Raw genomic sequence first — 17,090 nt, 5'->3', positions numbered from 1 at the left:
CACCGCAGATGGCCGAGACAGTTCCGCCCGCTCCGGCCGGCGGCTCGATAGACGATTCCGCCGGCCGCGTCGAGCTCGCGCCCGGCGCGGTTCCCCCCGACAGCCGCTTCGTCAACGACGATCTGCTGCCCGTCCCCGTCACGCAACGCCGCTGGACGACGTACAACTTCGCCGCGCTGTGGGTCGGCATGGCCCACAACATCCCGTCCTGGCTGCTCGCTTCCGGCCTCGTCGCCCTCGGCATGGACTGGAAGCAGGCGGTGTTCACCATCGGCCTCGCCAATCTGATCGTGCTCGCGCCGATGCTGCTGACCGGGCACGCGGGACCGAAGTACGGCATTCCCTTCCCCGTCCTCGCGCGCGCCTCCTTCGGGCTGCGCGGAGCGAACCTGCCGGCACTGGTCCGGGCCGCGGTGGCCTGTGCCTGGTTCGGCATCCAGACCTGGATCGGCGGGCAGGGCATCTTCATCCTGCTCGGCAAGATCTTCGGCGGCTGGACGAAGGCGGCCGAGGTCGGAGGGCAGCCGTGGACGCTGTGGGTGTGCTTCGTGATCTTCTGGGCGGTCGAACTGGCCATCATCTACCGGGGTATGGAGACGCTGCGGCGGTTCGAGAACTGGGCCGCGCCGTTCGTCATCGTCGGCGCGCTGGTCCTGCTGGTGTGGATCACCGCCAAGGCGGGCGGCCTCGGACCGCTCCTCGACCAGCCTTCGAAGCTCGGCTGGGGCGCCGACTTCTGGCCGGTCTTCTTCCCTTCGCTGATGGGGATGATCGCCTTCTGGTCGACGCTGTCCCTGAACATTCCGGACTTCACCCGCTTCGGCGCGGGCCAACGCGCCCAGATCTGGGGCCAGTCGCTCGGTCTGCCGACGACGATGACCCTCTTCGCACTGCTGTCGGTCTTCGTCACCTCCGGCTCCCAGGCGGTGTACGGCGCGGCGGTCTGGGACCCGGTCGAGCTCGCCGCCAAGACCGACAACGTCTTCGGCCTGCTCTACGCCCTGGTGACCGTGTTGGTCGCGACGATCTCGGTGAACATCGCGGCCAACGTCGTCTCACCCGCGTACGACCTGGCGAACCTCGCGCCCAAGCTGATCAACTTCCGCAGGGGAGCGCTGATCACGGGCATCGTCGGCGTCCTGATCATGCCGTGGAAGCTCACCGAGACACCCGAGCTCTACATCTTCACCTGGCTCGGCCTGGTCGGTGGTCTGCTCGGTACGGTCGCGGGCATTCTGATCGCCGACTACTGGGTCATCCGCCGCACCGTCCTCGACCTGGCCGGTCTCTACACCCCGGGCAGCCGCTACTGGTACACCTCCGGCTGGAATCTGCGCGCCGTCGCCGCGTTCGCGGTCGGCGGGGTGCTGGCGGTGGGCGGCTCGCACTCGGCGGAAGGGAAGGGGCCGTTCCCCGAGGACGGACTGATCCCCTTCCTCAAGCCGCTCGCGGACTACGGCTGGGCGGTGGGCCTCGCCGCGGCGCTGGTGCTCTATGTGGTGCTGATGCAGCCGGTGGCCCGCGCCGCCCGGCACTCAGGCCCCTGAGGCCCCGAGGCAGAGCGCACGGCGGCCAGGCGTCAGCGGCTTTCGCGTTGTGCCTCCACGATGTGGCGGACCGTACGGTCCGCGCCGCTCGCGCGCCGCTGGACGCGTTCGGAGAAGCCCGGGAACTGGCCGCCGATCGCGGTGAGCACCTTCATCTCGACGGGAGCGACGTTCACTTCGGCCCGGTCCTGCTCGATGGCGCGGACGACGCCCGCGACGACCTGCCGGGGTGAGACCGTGCGCAGCCCCGCCGGGGCATCCGCTCCGGTCGCCGCGAACATGCCCGCGTCCCGTACGAACCCGGGCTGGACGATCGACACGCCGACTCCGTGGTCGTGCAGATCCTGGCGCAGCGAGAGCGCGAAGCCGCGCAGGCCGAACTTGGTGGCGTCGTACAGCGCGGAGTACTTCGTCGCCGTCTTGCCCGACATCGAGCCGACGAACGCCAGGTGGCCCCGCCGCGCCTCGACCATCGCCGGGGCGAGCAGCCGGGCGAGCATGGCCGGGGCGCGGAGGTTGACCGCCAGGGCGCGGTCGATCTGGTCCGGGGTGTAGTCCAGCAGTTCACCGCTGGAGGGCAGGGCGGCGTTGGCGATCAGGATGTCCGTGCCGGCGGCCTCGCGGGCGAGCCGTTCCACGTCGTTCGGGTCGGCGAGATCGGCGACGACTGTGCGGGCGCCATAGCGGTCGGCGAGCGGTTCCAGCGCCTCGCGGCGGCGGCCGGTCAGTATCAACTTCGTGCCCATGGCGGCCAGTTGGGCGGCGAGCGCGCCGCCGATGCCGCCGGTGACCCCGGTGAGCAGAACGGTTGCTCCGGTGATGCGCATCTGGTTACCCTCCAGTTCTGTTCGTTCGAACGAACAATAGGGAGGCGGGGCGGTCGTGTCCACAGAAGATTCCGGCGGACTGGCAGAGCACACACGTGAGTTGACGGACGGTCGGACGACGTCCGAAGCGCTGGTGAAGAGCGCGATCGAGCGCATCGAGGCCAGCCAGTCCACCATCAACGCCTTCCGCTGGGTGCGCGGCGATGCGGCGCTCGCGGAGGCAAGGGACGCGGACCGGCGCCTCGCGGCGGGGGAGCGGCTGCCGCTCCTCGGCGTGCCCCTCGCAGTCAAGGACGACACCGACGTGGCAGGGCTGCCCACCCTCTTCGGCTGCTGCGGCGAGCTCGCTCCGGCCGCCACGGACGGCGAAGCGGTACGCCGCCTCCGCGCGGCCGGGGCCGTGATCGTCGGCAAGACCAACTCCTGCGAACTCGGCCAGTGGCCGTTCACCGAGGGACCCGCCTTCGGCGCCACCCGTAACCCCTGGTCCACCGACCACACCCCGGGCGGCTCGTCCGGTGGCTCAGCGGCCGCCGTCGCCGCCGGGCTCGTACCCGCCGCGCTCGGCTCCGACGGCGCGGGATCGGTCCGCATCCCGTCTGCCTGGACCCACCTCGTGGGCATCAAACCGCAGCGCGGACGCGTCTCCCTGCACCCCTACGCCGACGCCTTCCAGGGGCTCGCCGTCAACGGCCCGCTCGCCCGCACCGTCGCCGACGCCGCGCTGCTGCTCGACGTGGTGCAGGGCCCGCACCGCGAGGACCTGCACAGCCCGGACGCCATCAACGCCTCCGCCGCCGCCCGCCGCGACCCCGGCCGGCTGCGCATCGCCCTGGCCTGGCGGCCCCCGCTCACCCTCACCCGCACCGCGCCCCACCCAGAGGTGCGCCGCGCCGTCACCGCGCTCGCCGAAGCGCTCGCCCGCCTCGGCCACCACGTGGAGGAGGCCCGGCCGCGCTACGGCCTGATCGGCCTCGCCTTCGTCCCCCGCGCCACCGCGGGCATCGCGGAGGTCGCCGCCCTGCACCCCGAGCCCGCCCTGCTCGACCCGCGCACCCGCCATGCCATGCGCAACGGCCGCCGGCTCGGCGGCCGCGTCGTGCGCGCCGCCCGCGCCCGCGAGGCCCGACAGCACGCAAGGATCGGCGCGATCTTCGACTCGTACGACATCGTCCTCACCCCGACCACCGCGGCCCCGCCCCCGCGCATCGGCGCCTTCGACGGACTCAGCGCCTGGCGCACCGACGCGACGATGGCGGCCGCGTGCCCCTACGCCTGGCCCTGGAACGTCCTCGGCTGGCCCGGCGTCAACGTCCCCGCCGGACTCACGGCCGAGGGACTGCCCGTCGGCGCCCAGCTGCTCGGCCCCGCGGGCAGCGAGGAACGGCTGATCTCGCTCGCCGCCCAACTGGAAGCGGACCAGCGCTGGTACGAGAAGCGGCCGCCCGCCCCGGTGATCCCCGGGAGCGTGCCGGTGGAACAATGACCGTCATGTCCAATCCGGCCCGCTCCGCCCCGACCCGGCAGCGCATCATCACCGCCGTCCTGCACATCATCGGCAAGGACGGAGTCGCGGCGGTCACCAACCGGCGGATCGCCAAGGAGGCCGGGGTCTCGCTCGGCTCGGTCACGTACCACTTCGAGACCCAGCACGAGCTGTTGCGCGAGAGCTTGCTGCACTTCGTGCGCGAGGAGACCCGCCGCTTCACCGAACTGGCAGACCAGTGCCAGAGCGACGGCGTCGACATCGACGGCGCCGCCGCCCTGGCCGGGCAGGTGGCAGGCGGCACCGCCTTCGACAGCGAGCACATCGCGCCCTTCGAGCTGTACGTCCAGGCCGGGCGCGACGAGCGGCTGCGGGAAGCGGCCGCCGAGGCCTTCGCCGCGTACGACCGGCTCGCGGCGCAGATCCTCACCGGCCTCGGCGTCCCGGACGCCGAACGCCTCGCCGCCACCACAGTCGCGCTGGTGATGGGCCTTCAACTGCGCAGACTGGCGACGGGCGACCCGGCCGACGACCTGGTTGACGCGCTGCTGCTGCTCGCGCGGGGAGCGGTCGGCCACGACGCCGGGCGGGCCGGTTTCTCGGGCAGCTGACCCATTCGCCGGTCTTGCCGTGCGGACCGTGGGACGGCACCGCGAAAATTCACCTCTATGGTGTCGGACCGGGGTTCCCGAGAGGCAGTGGTGAAAGTGGCCGTCGGCGCATCGCGCGTCACCATCCCACGGGAACCGGGTGACGGCCTCGGCCCGCGGCTGTGGAAGGGCCGCCGACGTCTCCTCCGCTCGTGGACGACCGCCTGGCCGGTGGGCCTCTCCCTGCTGCCTCTCGGGCTGCTCGCAATGGCCTCGTGGCTGGGCCGCCACGTCCGCCCCAGTGCGGATGAGTGGTGCTTCCTGCCCACCGTGCGTGACCACGGCGTCTCGGGGCTGATCGCGAAGTTCTACGTCACCGACAACGGGAGGATCGGCAATGGCGTGCTCATCGGGCTGTACACGAAATTCCCGGTCGCCGGCCATCAGTGGTTCGCTCTGATCAGCGGTGTTCTCATGCTGGTCCTGCTGTGGGCCCTGACCGTGCAACTGCTGCGCATGGCCGACCAGACGGTGCCACGCGGAGCCCTGCTGCTCGTGGCGTCCATGATCACGGCGGTGTTCCTCTTCGCCACCCCCAATACGTACAAGACGTTCTACTGGCCCGCCGCCTCGGTCTCGCACACCGTGGCTCCGGTGCTGGCCTGCGCGGCGGCCATCCCGTTGCTGCGGGCGCGCAGTCGGCGGGGCCGGATCGCTGCTCTGGCCGTCGTGCTGGTGGCGGGGGTCTTCATCGGGACGCTGTCCGAGGAGACATCGGTCGTCGCCCTGGTGGTGCTTTCGGGGGTGGTGCTGCTCAGCTGTCGGCTCTTCACCGAGCGAGTCCGGGCCTTCGCCCGTGACTGGTCCCTGGCCGGCATGGCCGGGATCGGCATCGGAACGCTCGTGCTGGTGACGTCCCCGGGGTCGCGCAACCGGCGTGCGCGATACGGCGCCGAGACCGACTCCATGCTCGCCCCCGAATCGCTGATCGCCTCGCTGCGCGGGTACGTGCACATCCTGGAGACGATCCTCACGACCTGGCAGTACGCGGGAGCGTTCGCGGCCGGAGTACTGCTGGGCCTGCTGGCGCGGGGCCCGGGCGAGAGGGGAGGGAATCGGGCGGTCCTGCTGCCGTGCCGACCGCTGCTGCTGACATCCTTCGGCGCACTGGCCTTCCTCCTTTCCGGCTACCTCTGCACCGTCATCACCTACCCGGTCTTCGGCGCACGGGTGGTGGCCGCGGAGCGAACGTGGAACGACTACCTCCTGCTGTATGTCCTGCTGCTCGTGGGCGTCGGCGCCTTCCTGGGACGCGCGCTGCGTCTGCGTGGGCGGCTGATGGGCGTGGCGACGGCAGCGGCCGCGACGGTGTGCGCCGCGGCCGTAGGGGGCCTGCTCGCCCCGCTCCACCACCTGGGCCAGGAAATGCAGGTACGGGCTCGCCAGTGGGACCGTCAGGACCACTGGCTGCGCGACCAGGCGGCGCGCGGCGCGAAGGTTCTTCCGTACAAGCCGCTCTCAGTCAGCGGAATGCTGGAGCCGTTCGGCTCAGACGGGCGCAGGATCTGGTCGGCCCGGTGCGTCGCCGACTACTACCACCTGGACCGGGTCACTCATTCGGAGCAGCTCCCCTGACCTGCTCCTGTGAACGCTGCGGGGGCTGCGGCTCGGAACGAGGGGTGGCAGTCGTGCCGGGGGTGAGGGCCCATCGGGCGAGCAGGAACGAGAGCGGTGTGACGAGGACACCGGCGGCGATGGCGGAGAGGTTCTCGTCCATGCCCAGCCTGCTCACGGCGAGATGGAGAAGGATTCCGCCGCCCACGACGTTGGCCGCGCCCGACAGCGGATACCGGGCGAAGGCACGCCAGGTCGGCCGCGTACGGACGGTGACGTACGAGTTGAGCAGGAACGAACCGGTGATGCTCACCGCGTAGCCCACGACATGGGCTGCCAGATAAGGCATCCAGATGTTCAGCGAGGCGTACACGCCGTAGTAGACGGCCGTGTTGGCGAGGCCGAACGCGGCGAAGACTGTGAACTGCCGGAAGGTGGCCCGAGAGTTCATGGCTCCCGCCGCACGTGTCCGGCGGCTTTCAGCGAGAGGCCGGAGTTGCCGGAGTTACGGAGGACTGCGGTGGAGTCGTCCGTTTCGCGGACCACATAGTGCGGCCGACGCTTCGACTCGTGGTAGATCCGGCCCACGTACTCCCCGATGACGCCGAGAGTGGCCAGCTGGATTCCACTGAGCGCGACGATGGCGGTGATGAGTGTCGCGTAACCGGGGGTCTGGACACCGTTCAGTACGACGTTCGCGACGATCCACAGGGCATAGGCGAGCGCGGACAGAAAGAGCCAGAGACCGGTGTGGATGGCCAGCCGCAGCGGACGGCTGTTGAAGGAGAGCAGCCCGTCGATGCCGTAGTTGAGCAGACGCCGGCCGCCCCACTTGGACTGCCCGGCAGCTCGCTGGACGTTCTGGTACGTGAAGCTGACCGTGTCGAAGCCGATCCAGGAGAAGAGTCCCTTGGAGAATCGGTTGCTCTCCGGGAGCGACAGGACGCAGTCCACCGCACGACGCGACAAGAGCCGGAAATCGCCCGCCCCGTCGACGATCTCGACGTCCATGAAGTGACGTACAAGGCGGTAGTAGGCCCTGCTGAGGGCGGTCCGCAGGACACCTTCGCCCGTACGGTCGCGCTGGGCCACGACCTGGTCGTAGCCGTGGTGGTGCAGCTCCAGCATGCGGGCGAGGAGCTCGGGGGGATGCTGCAGATCGGCGTCCATGAGGACAACCACAGCACCGCGGGACATGCGCATTCCGGCGAGGACGGCGGATTCCTTGCCGAAGTTCCGGCTGAAGGAGGTGTAGCGCACCCGCGGAGCAGCTCCCGCGAGGTTTCTCAGACGCTCCATGGTCCGGTCGCTGCTGCCGTCGTCGACGTAGCAGATCTCGAAGGTCGCCCCGGTCGGTTCGAGAGCGGTGATCAGAGCGCCATGAAAGGCGTCGATCACTTCGCTCTCGTTGAAACACGGCACGACGACCGAAATATCGACCATTGCCATCTCACTCCATGCGCCGGTGTGCGGGTGGCGGCTGCACGGTCGTGGAACGTGCGCGGCCATCTCCAGTGGAGCGCGGTGGCGGGCTGAGGACAGTCCCACGCACGCCACACGGGTGACCAGAGCTGCGCAGTGGACCATGTCTGCGATCCGCTGCGAGGCGGCAGTACGCAGCGACGAACCGCTGCGGCCAGTTCAGCCGGCGTGGAGGACGAGGTCCACGACCGGCCGGTAGGCGTCCTCCGTCGCGCCGCCCAGCGTCGCGTGGGTCGCGATACGGAAGATCAGGGCGCGGATGAGGAGTTGACGCCAGTCGGGCAGGTGCGACCACCGCTCGAGCAGCGCGGGATCGGCCTCGTACCAGCACAGCGCGTCGACGGCGACGACCGCGGAGGCGTAGGCCGCGGGACGCCAGTAGGGCGGCCAGTCGATGATCGCGGGAGGCCGGCCCGGCTCGAAGAGGACGTTGCCCAGCAGATCGCCGTGGACGACCTGGGCGGGGGCGTCGACGGTGCCGCGCTCGGCGAGGAGGGGCTTCAGCAGGGGGAAGTCCGGGGCCTGCTCGGCCTCCTGCCAGGCCAGCCGGTCCGCGCGGGACCAGGGGGTGTCGCGTACGCGAAGGAAGCGCGGCCTGGGCAGGTGCGCCAGTGCCGTGTGGAAGGCCTCGCCCGCCCGGATGACCTCGTCGGCGCGGTGCGGATCGGTGGATCCGCCGACCAGCCGCCAGGCCTCCCAGCCGTGTGCCGCCCACGATCCGTCCGTCGCCGGGACCGGGCGGGCGACCCGGAAGCCGGGAGCCTCGGGCAGATGGTGCAGGACGCCCGCGCGCCACGCGGTCTCCGGCTCCATCGCGGCGGGCTTGAGGACCAGGGCGCCGGCGCGCCAGGCCGAGCCCTGGCCGCCGGGGAGGGGGACCGGTGTTCCGGCGGCCCCGAAGGCGGCGAGCACGGAAGAGGATGGGGCGGGGGACTGGCTCATGGCCGGGGATCGTAGGCGGCTAGCCTGCACGGACGCCGAACATTCTCTCCGTGCCCGATGAATTCGCGGTGCCGCGCGGGCCGTACGAATTCGCGGTGCCGCGCGGGCCGTTCCACGAGTACCGGTCAATTCGGCGAGTACCAGTGGACGAGCACCAGCGAGGGAGCCGCAACCGTGTTCACCACCCGTCCCACCCTCCAGGGCACCTTCGGCATGGTGTCCTCCACCCACTGGCTCGCCTCGCAGTCCGCGATGGCCGTCCTCGAGGACGGGGGCAACGCCTACGACGCCGCCGTGGCCGCCGGGTTCGTGCTGCATGTCGTCGAGCCGCATCTGTGCGGTCCCGCGGGCGAGGTGCCTATCATCCTCGCGCCGGCGGGTGGCGAGGTGCGGGTGCTCTGCGGGCAGGGGACCGCGCCGGCCGGGGCGGGCATCGGGCACTACCGCTCCCTGGGGCTCGACCTCGTGCCCGGTACCGGGCCGCTCGCCGCCGCCGTGCCGGGCGCGTTCGACGCGTGGATGGTGCTGCTGCGCGACCACGGCACCAAGTCCCTTGCCGACGTGCTGCGTTACGCCATCGGATACGCCGAGGACGGGCACGCGCCCGTCGAGCGCGTCGGCGCGACCGTCGAGAGCGTTCGCGAACTCTTCGAGACCGAGTGGACCTCGTCCGCCGAGGTCTATCTGCCGGGCGGCAAGTCCCCCGCGCCGGGAGAGCTGCTGCGTAACCCCGCCCTCGCCGCGACTTGGCGGCGGCTGATCGCCGAGTCGTCCGGCGGCGGGCGGGTCGCCGAGATCGAGGCCGCGCGGAAGGTGTGGAGCGAGGGATTCATCGCCGATGCGCTGGTACGGCAGGCCGCCCGCCCCACCCTGGACACCAGCGGTGAACGGCACACGGGCACGCTGACCGCGGCCGACCTCGCCGGATGGTCCGCCTCCTACGAAGCCCCCGTCGCGTACGACTGGAACGGCTGGACGCTGTGCAAGGCGGGCGGCTGGAGCCAGGGCCCCGCGCTGCTGCAGCAGCTCGCGCTGCTCCCCGACGAGCTGCCGGAGTACGGATCGGCGGAGTACGTCCATCTGCTCATCGAGGGCTGCAAGTTGGCGATGGCCGACCGGGAGGCCTGGTACGGGGACGCGGCCGAGGTGCCGCTCGGCGAGCTGCTCTCGGAGCCGTACAACGCCCGCCGTCGCGCGCTCGTCGGCGAGAAGGCCTCGTACGAGCTGCGGCCGGGCAGTCCGGGCGGACGGACCCCGAAGCTGAGCACCCATGCCACCGCTGTGGCCGCGGGCGAGCCCGGCTTCGACGTGAAGGGGATAACGGCGGCGGGCGCGGGGGAGCCGACGGTCGCCAGGAACGGCGCCTCGCCGCTGCCCGGCGAGCCGGACGTCACCGCGGACGGCGGCACTCGCGGCGACACCTGCCACCTCGACATCGTCGACCGCTGGGGCAACATGGTCGCCGCCACGCCCAGCGGCGGCTGGCTCCAGTCCAACCCGGTCGCGCCCGAACTCGGCTTCCCCCTCGGCACCCGCCTCCAGACGGCCTGGCTGGAACCCGGGCTGCCGAACTCCCTCACCCCAGGCCGCAGGCCCCGCACCACACTCGCACTGCGCCCCGAGGTACGCGGAGGGCTCGACCTCCAGGGCGCGATCGACGCGCCGAACTGGCACAGCGACAGCTTCCCCAGCTCCTTCTACCCGCGCGGCATGCGGCCGGGCAGCGTCACCGTCGAGTCCCGCATGGACCCGGGCGTCATCGCCGGGCTACGGCTGCGTGGCCATGACGTCAACGTCGGCGACGCCTGGTCGGAGGGCAGGTTGTGCGCGGTCGCCAGGGACCCGCGCACGGGTGTGCTGTCAGCCGCGGCGAACCCTAGGGGAATGCAGGGTTACGCGGTGGGGCGCTGAGCGGACAGTCCGATGTCAGCGGGCCGTGCTTAGCTGGAGGAATGATCGATGACTTTCTGAACGGTGATCTGTCCGACGTCGAGGAGGCGGTCCGCAAGGCGGCCGCCACCGAGATCATGCCGCGTTTCCGCCAGCTCGCCGCGCACGAGATCGTCGAGAAGAGCGGGCCCCACGATCTGGTGACGACCGCCGACCGTCTCGCCGAGGAGCACCTCACCGCGTCCCTGACGGCCCTGCTCCCCGGCTCCATGGTGGTCGGCGAGGAGGCCGTGCACGCGGACCCGTCCGTGTACGAGACGCTGCACGGCGACGCACCCGTGTGGATCGTCGACCCGGTCGACGGAACCTGGCACTTCGCCCACGGGGATCCGGGGTTCTGCACGCTGGTCGCCCTCGCCCAGCGCGGCGAGGTGCTCGCCTCCTGGACGTACGCACCGGTGTCCGACGAAATGGCGACAGCGATACAGGGCGGCGGCGCCCGCCTCAACGGCACGCCGCTACGGGCGGGTTCACCGGCGCCGGGGGTGGCGCTGGAGGTGGCCATGTCCCACCCGGACTACACGACCCCGGACCAGAAGCAGGCGCTGCTCGGCCTGAACGTGGAGGGGGTGCACGCGCGGGCCTGCGGCTCGGCGGGCCTGGAGTATCTGCGCGTGGCACGGGGCGAGTTGGACGCGGTTGCCTTCTCCTGGGAGAACGCGTGGGACCACGCGGCGGGCCTCCTCCTGGTGACGGAGGCGGGCGGGGCGCACATGACGGTGGCGGGCGAGCCGTTCCGTATCGCGGGCGGGAACGCGCTCCCGTTCACGGCGGCGAGGGACGCGGAGACGGCGGAGCGGGTACGGAGCCTGCTGGCGGGGTGACAGGGAACGACCCTGCGCGGCCGCGGGTCCCGCGGCCGCGCACCTGCGCGCGTGTGTCAGCCCAACGCCGCTCGCAACCGCCCAGGTCAGCCCAACGCCGCCCGCACCTCGCGGACCAGTTCCCCCGCCGCCTCGACCGCGCCCACGTCGAGCCCCCTCAGCGCCGCCGCGACCCGCCCCGCGAAACCGTCCGGCGCGGCCCGCAGCGCCGTCGCCGTAGTCAGCGCGCCCTTTTCGTTCAGGCACCACACCCTGGCGTGCGCGTGCAGGGACTGCACCAGGACGCCGAACGCCCGGGACAGGCACAGCGACACATGCAGCACATCGCCCGAACCCACCGACTTCCGTGCCGCCGCCACCGAGAAGTCCGCCTCCCACGCGGCGTCGGTCAGCGTCCGGCGCAAGGCCTCCGGGTACTCCTGCGTCTCGGCCCGCAGCGCCGCCAACTCGCCCTGGGTGTCGGCCAGTACGCGGCACAGGGCCACCTCGCCCGCGTACGCGGGCGACCAGAAGCCCAGCGGGTGCCCCGGCTGTACGCCTGTCTCGTAGCGGCCGGCCCGGCAGTCCGCCCAGACCCGCTCCACCCGGTCCAGGTCGCGCAGGATCCAGTCCACCGGCGTGCCGTCCACGGACAGCCACGCGCCGCCGTTGACCCACGGGCCCCAGCCCCCGGGCCCGGCGACCTCCACCGGCTCGCCGGTAACCTCCGCGGCGAGGGACGCCAGAGCTCCGGTATCCAACGAACCCCGGTAGTAGACGCCCAGGTCCCAGTCGGAGTCGGGGCGGTGCGATCCGCGGGCGCGGCTGCCGCCCAGGGCCACCGCACGCACCCCGCGCACCGTTGTGAGCTGCTGCGCCATCGTTTCGATCTTGGAATTCATCGCGCCGGACACTACCCCGGCCCCGGCTGTCGGCGCCCCGGAATATCCTGGGGACCTTGGCCATCGGCTGACAAAGGAGTCCGAAGGTGCCGTCGATGCTCGATGCCGTCGTCGTGGGGGCGGGACCCAACGGACTGACTGCCGCTGTCGAACTGGCCCGCCGCGGCTTCTCCGTGGCGGTTTACGAAGCCTTGGACACGATCGGCGGCGGAGCGAGGACCGAGGAGCTCACCCTCCCCGGCTTCCGCCACGACCCGTGCTCCGCGGTCCACCCCCTGGGCATCGGCTCGCCCGCCTTCGCCGCCATGCCGCTCGCGCGCCACGGCCTGGAGTGGCTGCACCCCGGACTGCCGCTCGCCCATCCCTTCCCGGACGGCACCGCCGCCGTGCTGAGCCGCTCGGTCGGCGAGAGCGCGATGTCGCTGGGAGCCGGTGACGCCGGGGCGTACCGCCGGCTCGTCGCCCCCTACATCGGTCACTGGGACACCCTCGCCGCCGACTTCCTGCGCACCCCCTGGGACGGGCTGCCCCGCGACCCGTACCGCTTCGCCCGCTTCGGACTGAATGCGATCCAGCCCTCCACCTGGCTCTCCCGCCGATTCCAGGGCGAGCGGGCACGTGGCCTGTTCGCGGGGCTCGCCGCCCATGCCATCGCCCCCACCAGCGGGCTGGCCACCGGCGGGGTCGCCCTCATGTTCGCCCTCGCCGCCCACGAGAAGGGCTGGCCGGTGCCGCGCGGCGGTTCGCAGGCGATCTCCGACGCCCTCGCCTCGTATCTGCGCGAACAGGGCGGTGCGATCCACACGGGCGCGGAGGTGAAGCGGCTGGACGAGCTGCCGCCGGCCCGGGCCTACATCTTCGACACCTCTCCGACCGCGCTCGCCAGGATCGCGGATCTCGGCCAGGCGTATCAGCACTATCGGTACGGCGCCTCCGCGTTCAAGATCGACTACGCCCTGTCGGGTCCGGTGCCGTGGACCGCGAAGGAGGCCCGCGTCGCCGGGACCGTGCACATCGGCCCCACCGCGGGTGAGATCGACACGGCCCTCAGGGCGGCAGTCGGGGGTGCCGCCCCCCGGGTGCCTTTCCTGATCACCTCCCAGCCGAGTGTGATCGACCCGTCCAGGGCCCCGGCGGGCAAGCACGTCCTGTGGGCGTACGGGCATGTGCCGGCCGGCTGGGAGGGCGATGCCACCGATGCCATCGAGCGGCAGCTGGAACGCTTCGCGCCCGGTTTCCGTGACCTCGTGCTGGCCCGCGCGGTCGCGGGACCGCCCCAACTCGCCCAGCGCAACGCGAATTACGTCGGCGGGGACATCGCCTGCGGGGCGTTCGCCGGGCTTCAGACGCTGATCCGCCCCAAGCTCGCCCGCGTCCCGTACGCCACCGCGCACCCCTCGGTCTTCATCTGCTCGTCCGCGACCCCGCCGGGCCCCGGAGTGCACGGCATGTCGGGCCATCACGCGGCGAAGGCGGTGTGGCGGCGTCTGAGGGCGGCCGGGTGACGCCCGTCGGAGAGATGATGGCGGTATGACAGAGCAGTCGCCCGCCATCGTCCTCGTACGGGGAGACATCACACAGCAGCATGTCGACGCCATCGTCAACGCCGCCAACTCCTCACTTCTCGGCGGTGGGGGAGTCGACGGTGCCATCCACCGCCGCGGCGGCCCCGAGATCCTCGTCGAGTGCCGCGCCCTGCGCGCCTCGCACTACGGCAAGGGCCTGCCCACAGGCCAGGCCGTCGCCACCACCGCGGGCCGCCTCGACGCCCGGCATGTGATCCACACCGTCGGCCCCGTCTGGTCCCGGCAGGAGGACCGGTCCGCCCTCCTCGCCTCCTGCTACCGCGAATCGCTGCGCGTGGCACAGGAGCTGGGAGCCGAGTCCGTCGCCTTCCCCGCCATCTCGACCGGTATCTACGGCTGGCCGATGGACGACGGCGCGCGCATCGCGATCCGTACGGTGCGCGAGGCGGCAGCGGCGCCCGTCGCAGAGGTACGGTTCGTGCTCTTCGACGAGCAGGCGTACAAGGTCTTCGAGGCGGCCCTGGCAGAGCAAGGTTGATGTCGTTTTCTCGCCAGCCCTGGCCTCCCTCGTGCCTGATGCTTGAGCCATGCACACCGACACCGAGCGCTGCGTACGCGCCGTCCAGTCGAAGGACGCCCGCTTCGACGGCTGGTTCTTCACGGCCGTGCTGACCACGCGGATCTACTGCCGCCCCAGCTGCCCCGTCGTGCCGCCGAAGGTCGAGAACATGACCTTCTACCCGAGCGCCGCAGCCTGCCAGCAGGCCGGATTCCGGGCCTGCAAGCGCTGCCGCCCCGACACCAGCCCCGGCTCGCCGGAGTGGAACGCCCGCGCCGACGCCGTCGCCCGCGCCATGCGCCTCATCCGGGACGGCGTCGTCGACCGCGAGGGCGTGCCCGGCCTGGCCGCGCGCCTCGGCTATTCCACCCGCCAGATCGAGCGCCAGCTCCTCGCCGAGCTGGGCGCGGGACCGCTCGCCCTGGCCCGCGCACAGCGCGCCCAGACCGCGCGCCTGCTCATCGAAACCACCGGTATCCCCATGGCCGAGGTCGCCTTCGCGGCCGGTTTCTCCTCCATCCGTACCTTCAACGACACCGTCCGCGAAGTCTTCGCGCTCGCCCCGGGCGAACTGCGCACCCGCGCCTCCCGCAGCAGGTCCACACCCCCGCAGACCCCCGGCGTCATCGCACTGCGGCTGCCGTACCGTGCACCACTCAACCCGAGCAACCTCTTCGGACACCTCGCCGCGACCGGCGTCCCGGGTGTCGAGGAGTGGCGGGACGGTGCGTACCGCCGCACCCTGAGCCTCCCGTACGGACACGGCATCGTCGCCCTCACCCCGCACCCCGACCACATCGCCTGCCGGCTCTCCCTCACCGACCCGCGCGACCTCACCATCGCGATCAGCCGCTGCCGCTGGATGCTCGACCTGGACGCCGATCCGGTCGCCGTCGACGACCAGCTGCGTACGGATCCGCTGCTCGCCCCACTGGTCGACAAGGCGCCCGGCCGACGGGTCCCGCGCACCGTCGACGCGGCGGAGTTCGCGGTACGGGCGGTGCTCGGCCAGCAGGTCTCGACCGCCGCGGCCCGCACTCACGCCGCCCGGCTGGTCACCGCCCACGGCGAGGCGATCGACGACCCTGAGGGCGGCCTCACCCACCTCTTCCCGTCCTCCGCGGCGCTGGCGGCGCTGGACCCGCAGACGCTGGCGTTGCCCCAAAGCCGCCGCACCACTCTGACGACCCTCGTCGGCGCGCTGGCCGAAGGATCGCTGCAGCTCGGCCTCGACAGCGACTGGGAGAAGGCCCGCGCCCAGCTGATCGCGCTGCCCGGCTTCGGCCCCTGGACGGTGGAGGTGATCGCGATGCGGGCACTGGGCGATCCCGACGCGTTCCTGCCGGGCGACCTCGGGATGCGGCGCGCGGCGGCCGATCTCGGTCTGCCCTCCACGCCCGCCGCTCTCACCGAGCGCGCCGCCGCCTGGCGGCCCTGGCGGGCGTACGCCGTCCAGTACCTCTGGGCCACCGACGGCCATCCCATCAACCACCTCCCCGTGTAAGGAAGCCCGGTGAAACAGCACACCGTCACGGACAGCCCGTACGGCCCGCTCACCCTCGTCGCCACCGACGGCGTGCTGAGCGGCCTCTACATGACTGCGCAGCGCCACCGCCCCGACGAGGAGACCTTCGGCGAGCCGGACCCCGCTCCCTTCGGCGATACGATCCGCCAGCTCGACGCGTACTTCGCCGGGGAGCTCAAGGAGTTCGACCTGCCGATGCGGCTCGAAGGAACGCCCTTCCAGCGTGGCGTCTGGAACCAGCTGCGGAAGATCCCGTACGGCGAGACACGTACGTACGGGCAACTGGCCGAGGCGCTCGGCAATATCGGGGCCTCCCGCGCGGTGGGCCTGGCCAACGGCAAGAACCCGATCGGGATCATCGTCCCGTGCCACCGGGTCATCGGCTCGACGGGCAGCCTCATCGGCTACGGCGGCGGACTCGACCGCAAGCAGCGGCTGCTGGCGTTCGAGTGCGGCACGCCGGACGACGCCCTGTTCTAGCCGGGCTCCGCGCCGGATCCCCTCCTCAATCGCTGGACGGGCTTGAATTCAGCCGCTTCAGCAGCGCGGGCAACGCCGTGCCGATCGGCTCGCGGACGATCTCGTCCGCCAGTTCGTCGTAGGGCGTCGGCTCGGCATTGACGATCGAGAGCCGCGCCCCGTGCTCCGCGGCGATCCCCGCAAGCGAGGCCGCGGGCTGCACCTGCAGGCTCGTGCCGACCGCGATGAAGACCTCGCTGGCCTTGGCGATCGCCATCGCCTCGGCCAGCACCGCCGGATCGAGCCGCTGCCCGAACATCACCGTCGCCGACTTCAGGATCCCGCCGCACGCACGGCACGGCGGGTCCTCCTCGCCGGCCTCGACCCGCTCCAGCGCCTGAGCCATCGGTGAGCGGGCGTGGCAACGGGTACAGGTCACCGTGCGTGCCGTGCCGTGCAGTTCGAGCACCTTGCGCTCGGGCATGCCCGCCAGCTGGTGCAGCCCGTCGACGTTCTGGGTGATCACCCGGACGGCGACCCCGGACTGCCGGTCCAGCTCGGCGACGGCGAGATGCGCGGCGTTCGGCCGGGCGCGCCAGGTAGTGCTGTCGCGCCGCATCCGCCAGGAGCGGCGGCGGATGTCCGGATCGGCCATGTAGTAGTCGTACGTGACGAGCTTCTCGGCCTCCGGATCGCGCCGCCACAGGCCCTTCGGCCCGCGGTAGTCGGGGATGCCGGAGTCCGTGGAGATGCCGGCGCCGCTGAGGATCGCGACGAGAGTCATGCCGCGAGCGTACGCAGCGGGCCCCCGCGGCGGCGAGCCGATTTGGCCCGGTGCCCTCGTCGAGCGAGACGAGCCCGTACTGCCCGGCGGGAGG

Annotated in this window: 16 protein-coding genes; 10 read left to right on the top strand and 6 right to left on the bottom strand. The window is 71.8% G+C overall.

Annotation, left to right across the window (positions count from 1 at the left end):
* Nucleotides 1–8 precede the first annotated feature (8 nt).
* The gene (locus QFZ67_RS07330) at nucleotides 9–1,547 is read left to right on the top strand and encodes an NCS1 family nucleobase:cation symporter-1 (protein ID WP_307660284.1); all 1,539 of its coding nucleotides are present in this window, start codon (nucleotides 9–11) and stop codon (nucleotides 1,545–1,547) included.
* Between the two features lie 32 nt (nucleotides 1,548–1,579).
* Here QFZ67_RS07330 and QFZ67_RS07325 read toward each other — a convergent pair whose 3' ends face one another.
* Entirely contained in the window at nucleotides 1,580–2,374 is a 795-nt protein-coding gene (locus tag QFZ67_RS07325; RefSeq protein WP_307660283.1) for an SDR family oxidoreductase, read from the bottom strand.
* A 55-nt stretch (nucleotides 2,375–2,429) separates the two neighbouring features.
* Between QFZ67_RS07325 and QFZ67_RS07320 the strand changes: the two genes are divergently transcribed.
* The 3 genes from QFZ67_RS07320 (at nucleotide 2,430) to QFZ67_RS07310 (ending at nucleotide 6,085) form a co-directional block, all read left to right on the top strand.
* A complete protein-coding gene (locus QFZ67_RS07320) occupies nucleotides 2,430–3,860 on the top strand; it encodes an amidase (RefSeq protein ID WP_307660282.1) in 1,431 nt (476 codons plus the stop codon).
* Between the two features lie 5 nt (nucleotides 3,861–3,865).
* Nucleotides 3,866–4,471: a TetR/AcrR family transcriptional regulator gene (locus QFZ67_RS07315; RefSeq protein ID WP_307660281.1), complete on the top strand. Its 606-nt coding sequence runs from the start codon at nucleotides 3,866–3,868 to the stop codon at nucleotides 4,469–4,471.
* Between the two features lie 96 nt (nucleotides 4,472–4,567).
* Nucleotides 4,568–6,085, top strand: a complete 1,518-nt coding sequence (locus QFZ67_RS07310; RefSeq protein ID WP_307660280.1) for a DUF6056 family protein — start codon at nucleotides 4,568–4,570, stop codon at nucleotides 6,083–6,085.
* Here QFZ67_RS07310 and QFZ67_RS07305 read toward each other — a convergent pair.
* The 3 genes from QFZ67_RS07305 to QFZ67_RS07295 form a co-directional block, all read right to left on the bottom strand.
* Nucleotides 6,060–6,515 (bottom strand): GtrA family protein, encoded by a 456-nt coding sequence (locus QFZ67_RS07305; RefSeq protein WP_307660279.1) that lies wholly within the window; start codon nucleotides 6,513–6,515, stop codon nucleotides 6,060–6,062. The two genes, QFZ67_RS07310 and QFZ67_RS07305, sit on opposite strands and share 26 nt — an antisense overlap.
* Entirely contained in the window at nucleotides 6,512–7,507 is a 996-nt protein-coding gene (locus tag QFZ67_RS07300) for a glycosyltransferase family 2 protein (RefSeq protein WP_307660278.1), read from the bottom strand. Before QFZ67_RS07300 ends, QFZ67_RS07305 begins: the two co-directional genes overlap by 4 nt.
* A gap of 198 nt (nucleotides 7,508–7,705) precedes the next feature.
* Nucleotides 7,706–8,488, bottom strand: a complete 783-nt coding sequence (locus tag QFZ67_RS07295) for a TIGR02569 family protein (protein WP_307660277.1) — start codon at nucleotides 8,486–8,488, stop codon at nucleotides 7,706–7,708.
* A 174-nt stretch (nucleotides 8,489–8,662) separates the two neighbouring features.
* On the opposite strand from QFZ67_RS07295, the gene QFZ67_RS07290 reads away from it, so the two are divergent.
* On the top strand, nucleotides 8,663–10,399 hold the full coding sequence (locus tag QFZ67_RS07290; RefSeq protein WP_307660276.1) for a gamma-glutamyltransferase family protein: 1,737 nt from the start codon (nucleotides 8,663–8,665) through the stop codon (nucleotides 10,397–10,399).
* Between the two features lie 41 nt (nucleotides 10,400–10,440).
* The gene (locus tag QFZ67_RS07285) at nucleotides 10,441–11,262 is read left to right on the top strand and encodes an inositol monophosphatase family protein (RefSeq protein ID WP_307660275.1); all 822 of its coding nucleotides are present in this window, start codon (nucleotides 10,441–10,443) and stop codon (nucleotides 11,260–11,262) included.
* Between the two features lie 86 nt (nucleotides 11,263–11,348).
* On the opposite strand, the gene QFZ67_RS07280 is transcribed toward QFZ67_RS07285, so the two are convergent.
* Nucleotides 11,349–12,143, bottom strand: a complete 795-nt coding sequence (locus tag QFZ67_RS07280) for a nucleotidyltransferase domain-containing protein (protein WP_307660274.1) — start codon at nucleotides 12,141–12,143, stop codon at nucleotides 11,349–11,351.
* Nucleotides 12,144–12,229: 86 nt separating this feature from the next.
* On the opposite strand from QFZ67_RS07280, the gene QFZ67_RS07275 reads away from it, so the two are divergent.
* Genes QFZ67_RS07275 through QFZ67_RS07260 form a run of 4 tightly spaced genes read left to right on the top strand, consistent with a single transcriptional unit; the run spans nucleotide 12,230 to nucleotide 16,233 of the window.
* Nucleotides 12,230–13,648, top strand: coding sequence for an NAD(P)/FAD-dependent oxidoreductase (locus QFZ67_RS07275; protein ID WP_307660273.1), 1,419 nt, complete (start codon nucleotides 12,230–12,232; stop codon nucleotides 13,646–13,648).
* Nucleotides 13,649–13,673: 25 nt separating this feature from the next.
* Entirely contained in the window at nucleotides 13,674–14,207 is a 534-nt protein-coding gene (locus tag QFZ67_RS07270) for an O-acetyl-ADP-ribose deacetylase (protein ID WP_307660272.1), read from the top strand.
* Between the two features lie 49 nt (nucleotides 14,208–14,256).
* A complete protein-coding gene (locus tag QFZ67_RS07265; protein ID WP_307660271.1) occupies nucleotides 14,257–15,732 on the top strand; it encodes a DNA-3-methyladenine glycosylase 2 family protein in 1,476 nt (491 codons plus the stop codon).
* A 9-nt stretch (nucleotides 15,733–15,741) separates the two neighbouring features.
* Nucleotides 15,742–16,233, top strand: a complete 492-nt coding sequence (locus QFZ67_RS07260) for a methylated-DNA--[protein]-cysteine S-methyltransferase (RefSeq protein ID WP_307660270.1) — start codon at nucleotides 15,742–15,744, stop codon at nucleotides 16,231–16,233.
* Between the two features lie 25 nt (nucleotides 16,234–16,258).
* Here the strand turns inward: QFZ67_RS07260 and QFZ67_RS07255 are convergent, their stop codons facing one another.
* Entirely contained in the window at nucleotides 16,259–16,996 is a 738-nt protein-coding gene (locus QFZ67_RS07255) for a Sir2 family NAD-dependent protein deacetylase (RefSeq protein ID WP_307660269.1), read from the bottom strand.
* Nucleotides 16,997–17,090 lie beyond the last annotated feature (94 nt).

The sequence above is a fragment of the Streptomyces sp. V1I1 genome (assembly GCF_030817355.1).
Lineage (GTDB): Bacteria > Actinomycetota > Actinomycetes > Streptomycetales > Streptomycetaceae > Streptomyces.
The sequence above is the reverse complement of the archived record's forward strand: the minus strand, read 5'-3'. Positions and strand labels throughout refer to the sequence as shown.

Bases quoted from the DNA above. Each gene is read 5' to 3' on its own strand.
- QFZ67_RS07330 (WP_307660284.1), top strand. From the start codon at position 9: ATGGCCGAGACAGTTCCGCCCGCTCCGGCCGGCGGCTCGATAGACGAT.
- QFZ67_RS07325 (WP_307660283.1), bottom strand. From the start codon at position 2,374: ATGCGCATCACCGGAGCAACCGTTCTGCTCACCGGGGTCACCGGCGGC.
- QFZ67_RS07315 (WP_307660281.1), top strand. From the start codon at position 3,866: ATGTCCAATCCGGCCCGCTCCGCCCCGACCCGGCAGCGCATCATCACC.
- QFZ67_RS07305 (WP_307660279.1), bottom strand. From the start codon at position 6,515: ATGAACTCTCGGGCCACCTTCCGGCAGTTCACAGTCTTCGCCGCGTTC.
- QFZ67_RS07300 (WP_307660278.1), bottom strand. From the start codon at position 7,507: ATGGTCGATATTTCGGTCGTCGTGCCGTGTTTCAACGAGAGCGAAGTG.
- QFZ67_RS07295 (WP_307660277.1), bottom strand. From the start codon at position 8,488: ATGAGCCAGTCCCCCGCCCCATCCTCTTCCGTGCTCGCCGCCTTCGGG.
- QFZ67_RS07285 (WP_307660275.1), top strand. From the start codon at position 10,441: ATGATCGATGACTTTCTGAACGGTGATCTGTCCGACGTCGAGGAGGCG.
- QFZ67_RS07280 (WP_307660274.1), bottom strand. From the start codon at position 12,143: ATGAATTCCAAGATCGAAACGATGGCGCAGCAGCTCACAACGGTGCGC.
- QFZ67_RS07270 (WP_307660272.1), top strand. From the start codon at position 13,674: ATGACAGAGCAGTCGCCCGCCATCGTCCTCGTACGGGGAGACATCACA.
- QFZ67_RS07265 (WP_307660271.1), top strand. From the start codon at position 14,257: ATGCACACCGACACCGAGCGCTGCGTACGCGCCGTCCAGTCGAAGGAC.
- QFZ67_RS07255 (WP_307660269.1), bottom strand. From the start codon at position 16,996: ATGACTCTCGTCGCGATCCTCAGCGGCGCCGGCATCTCCACGGACTCC.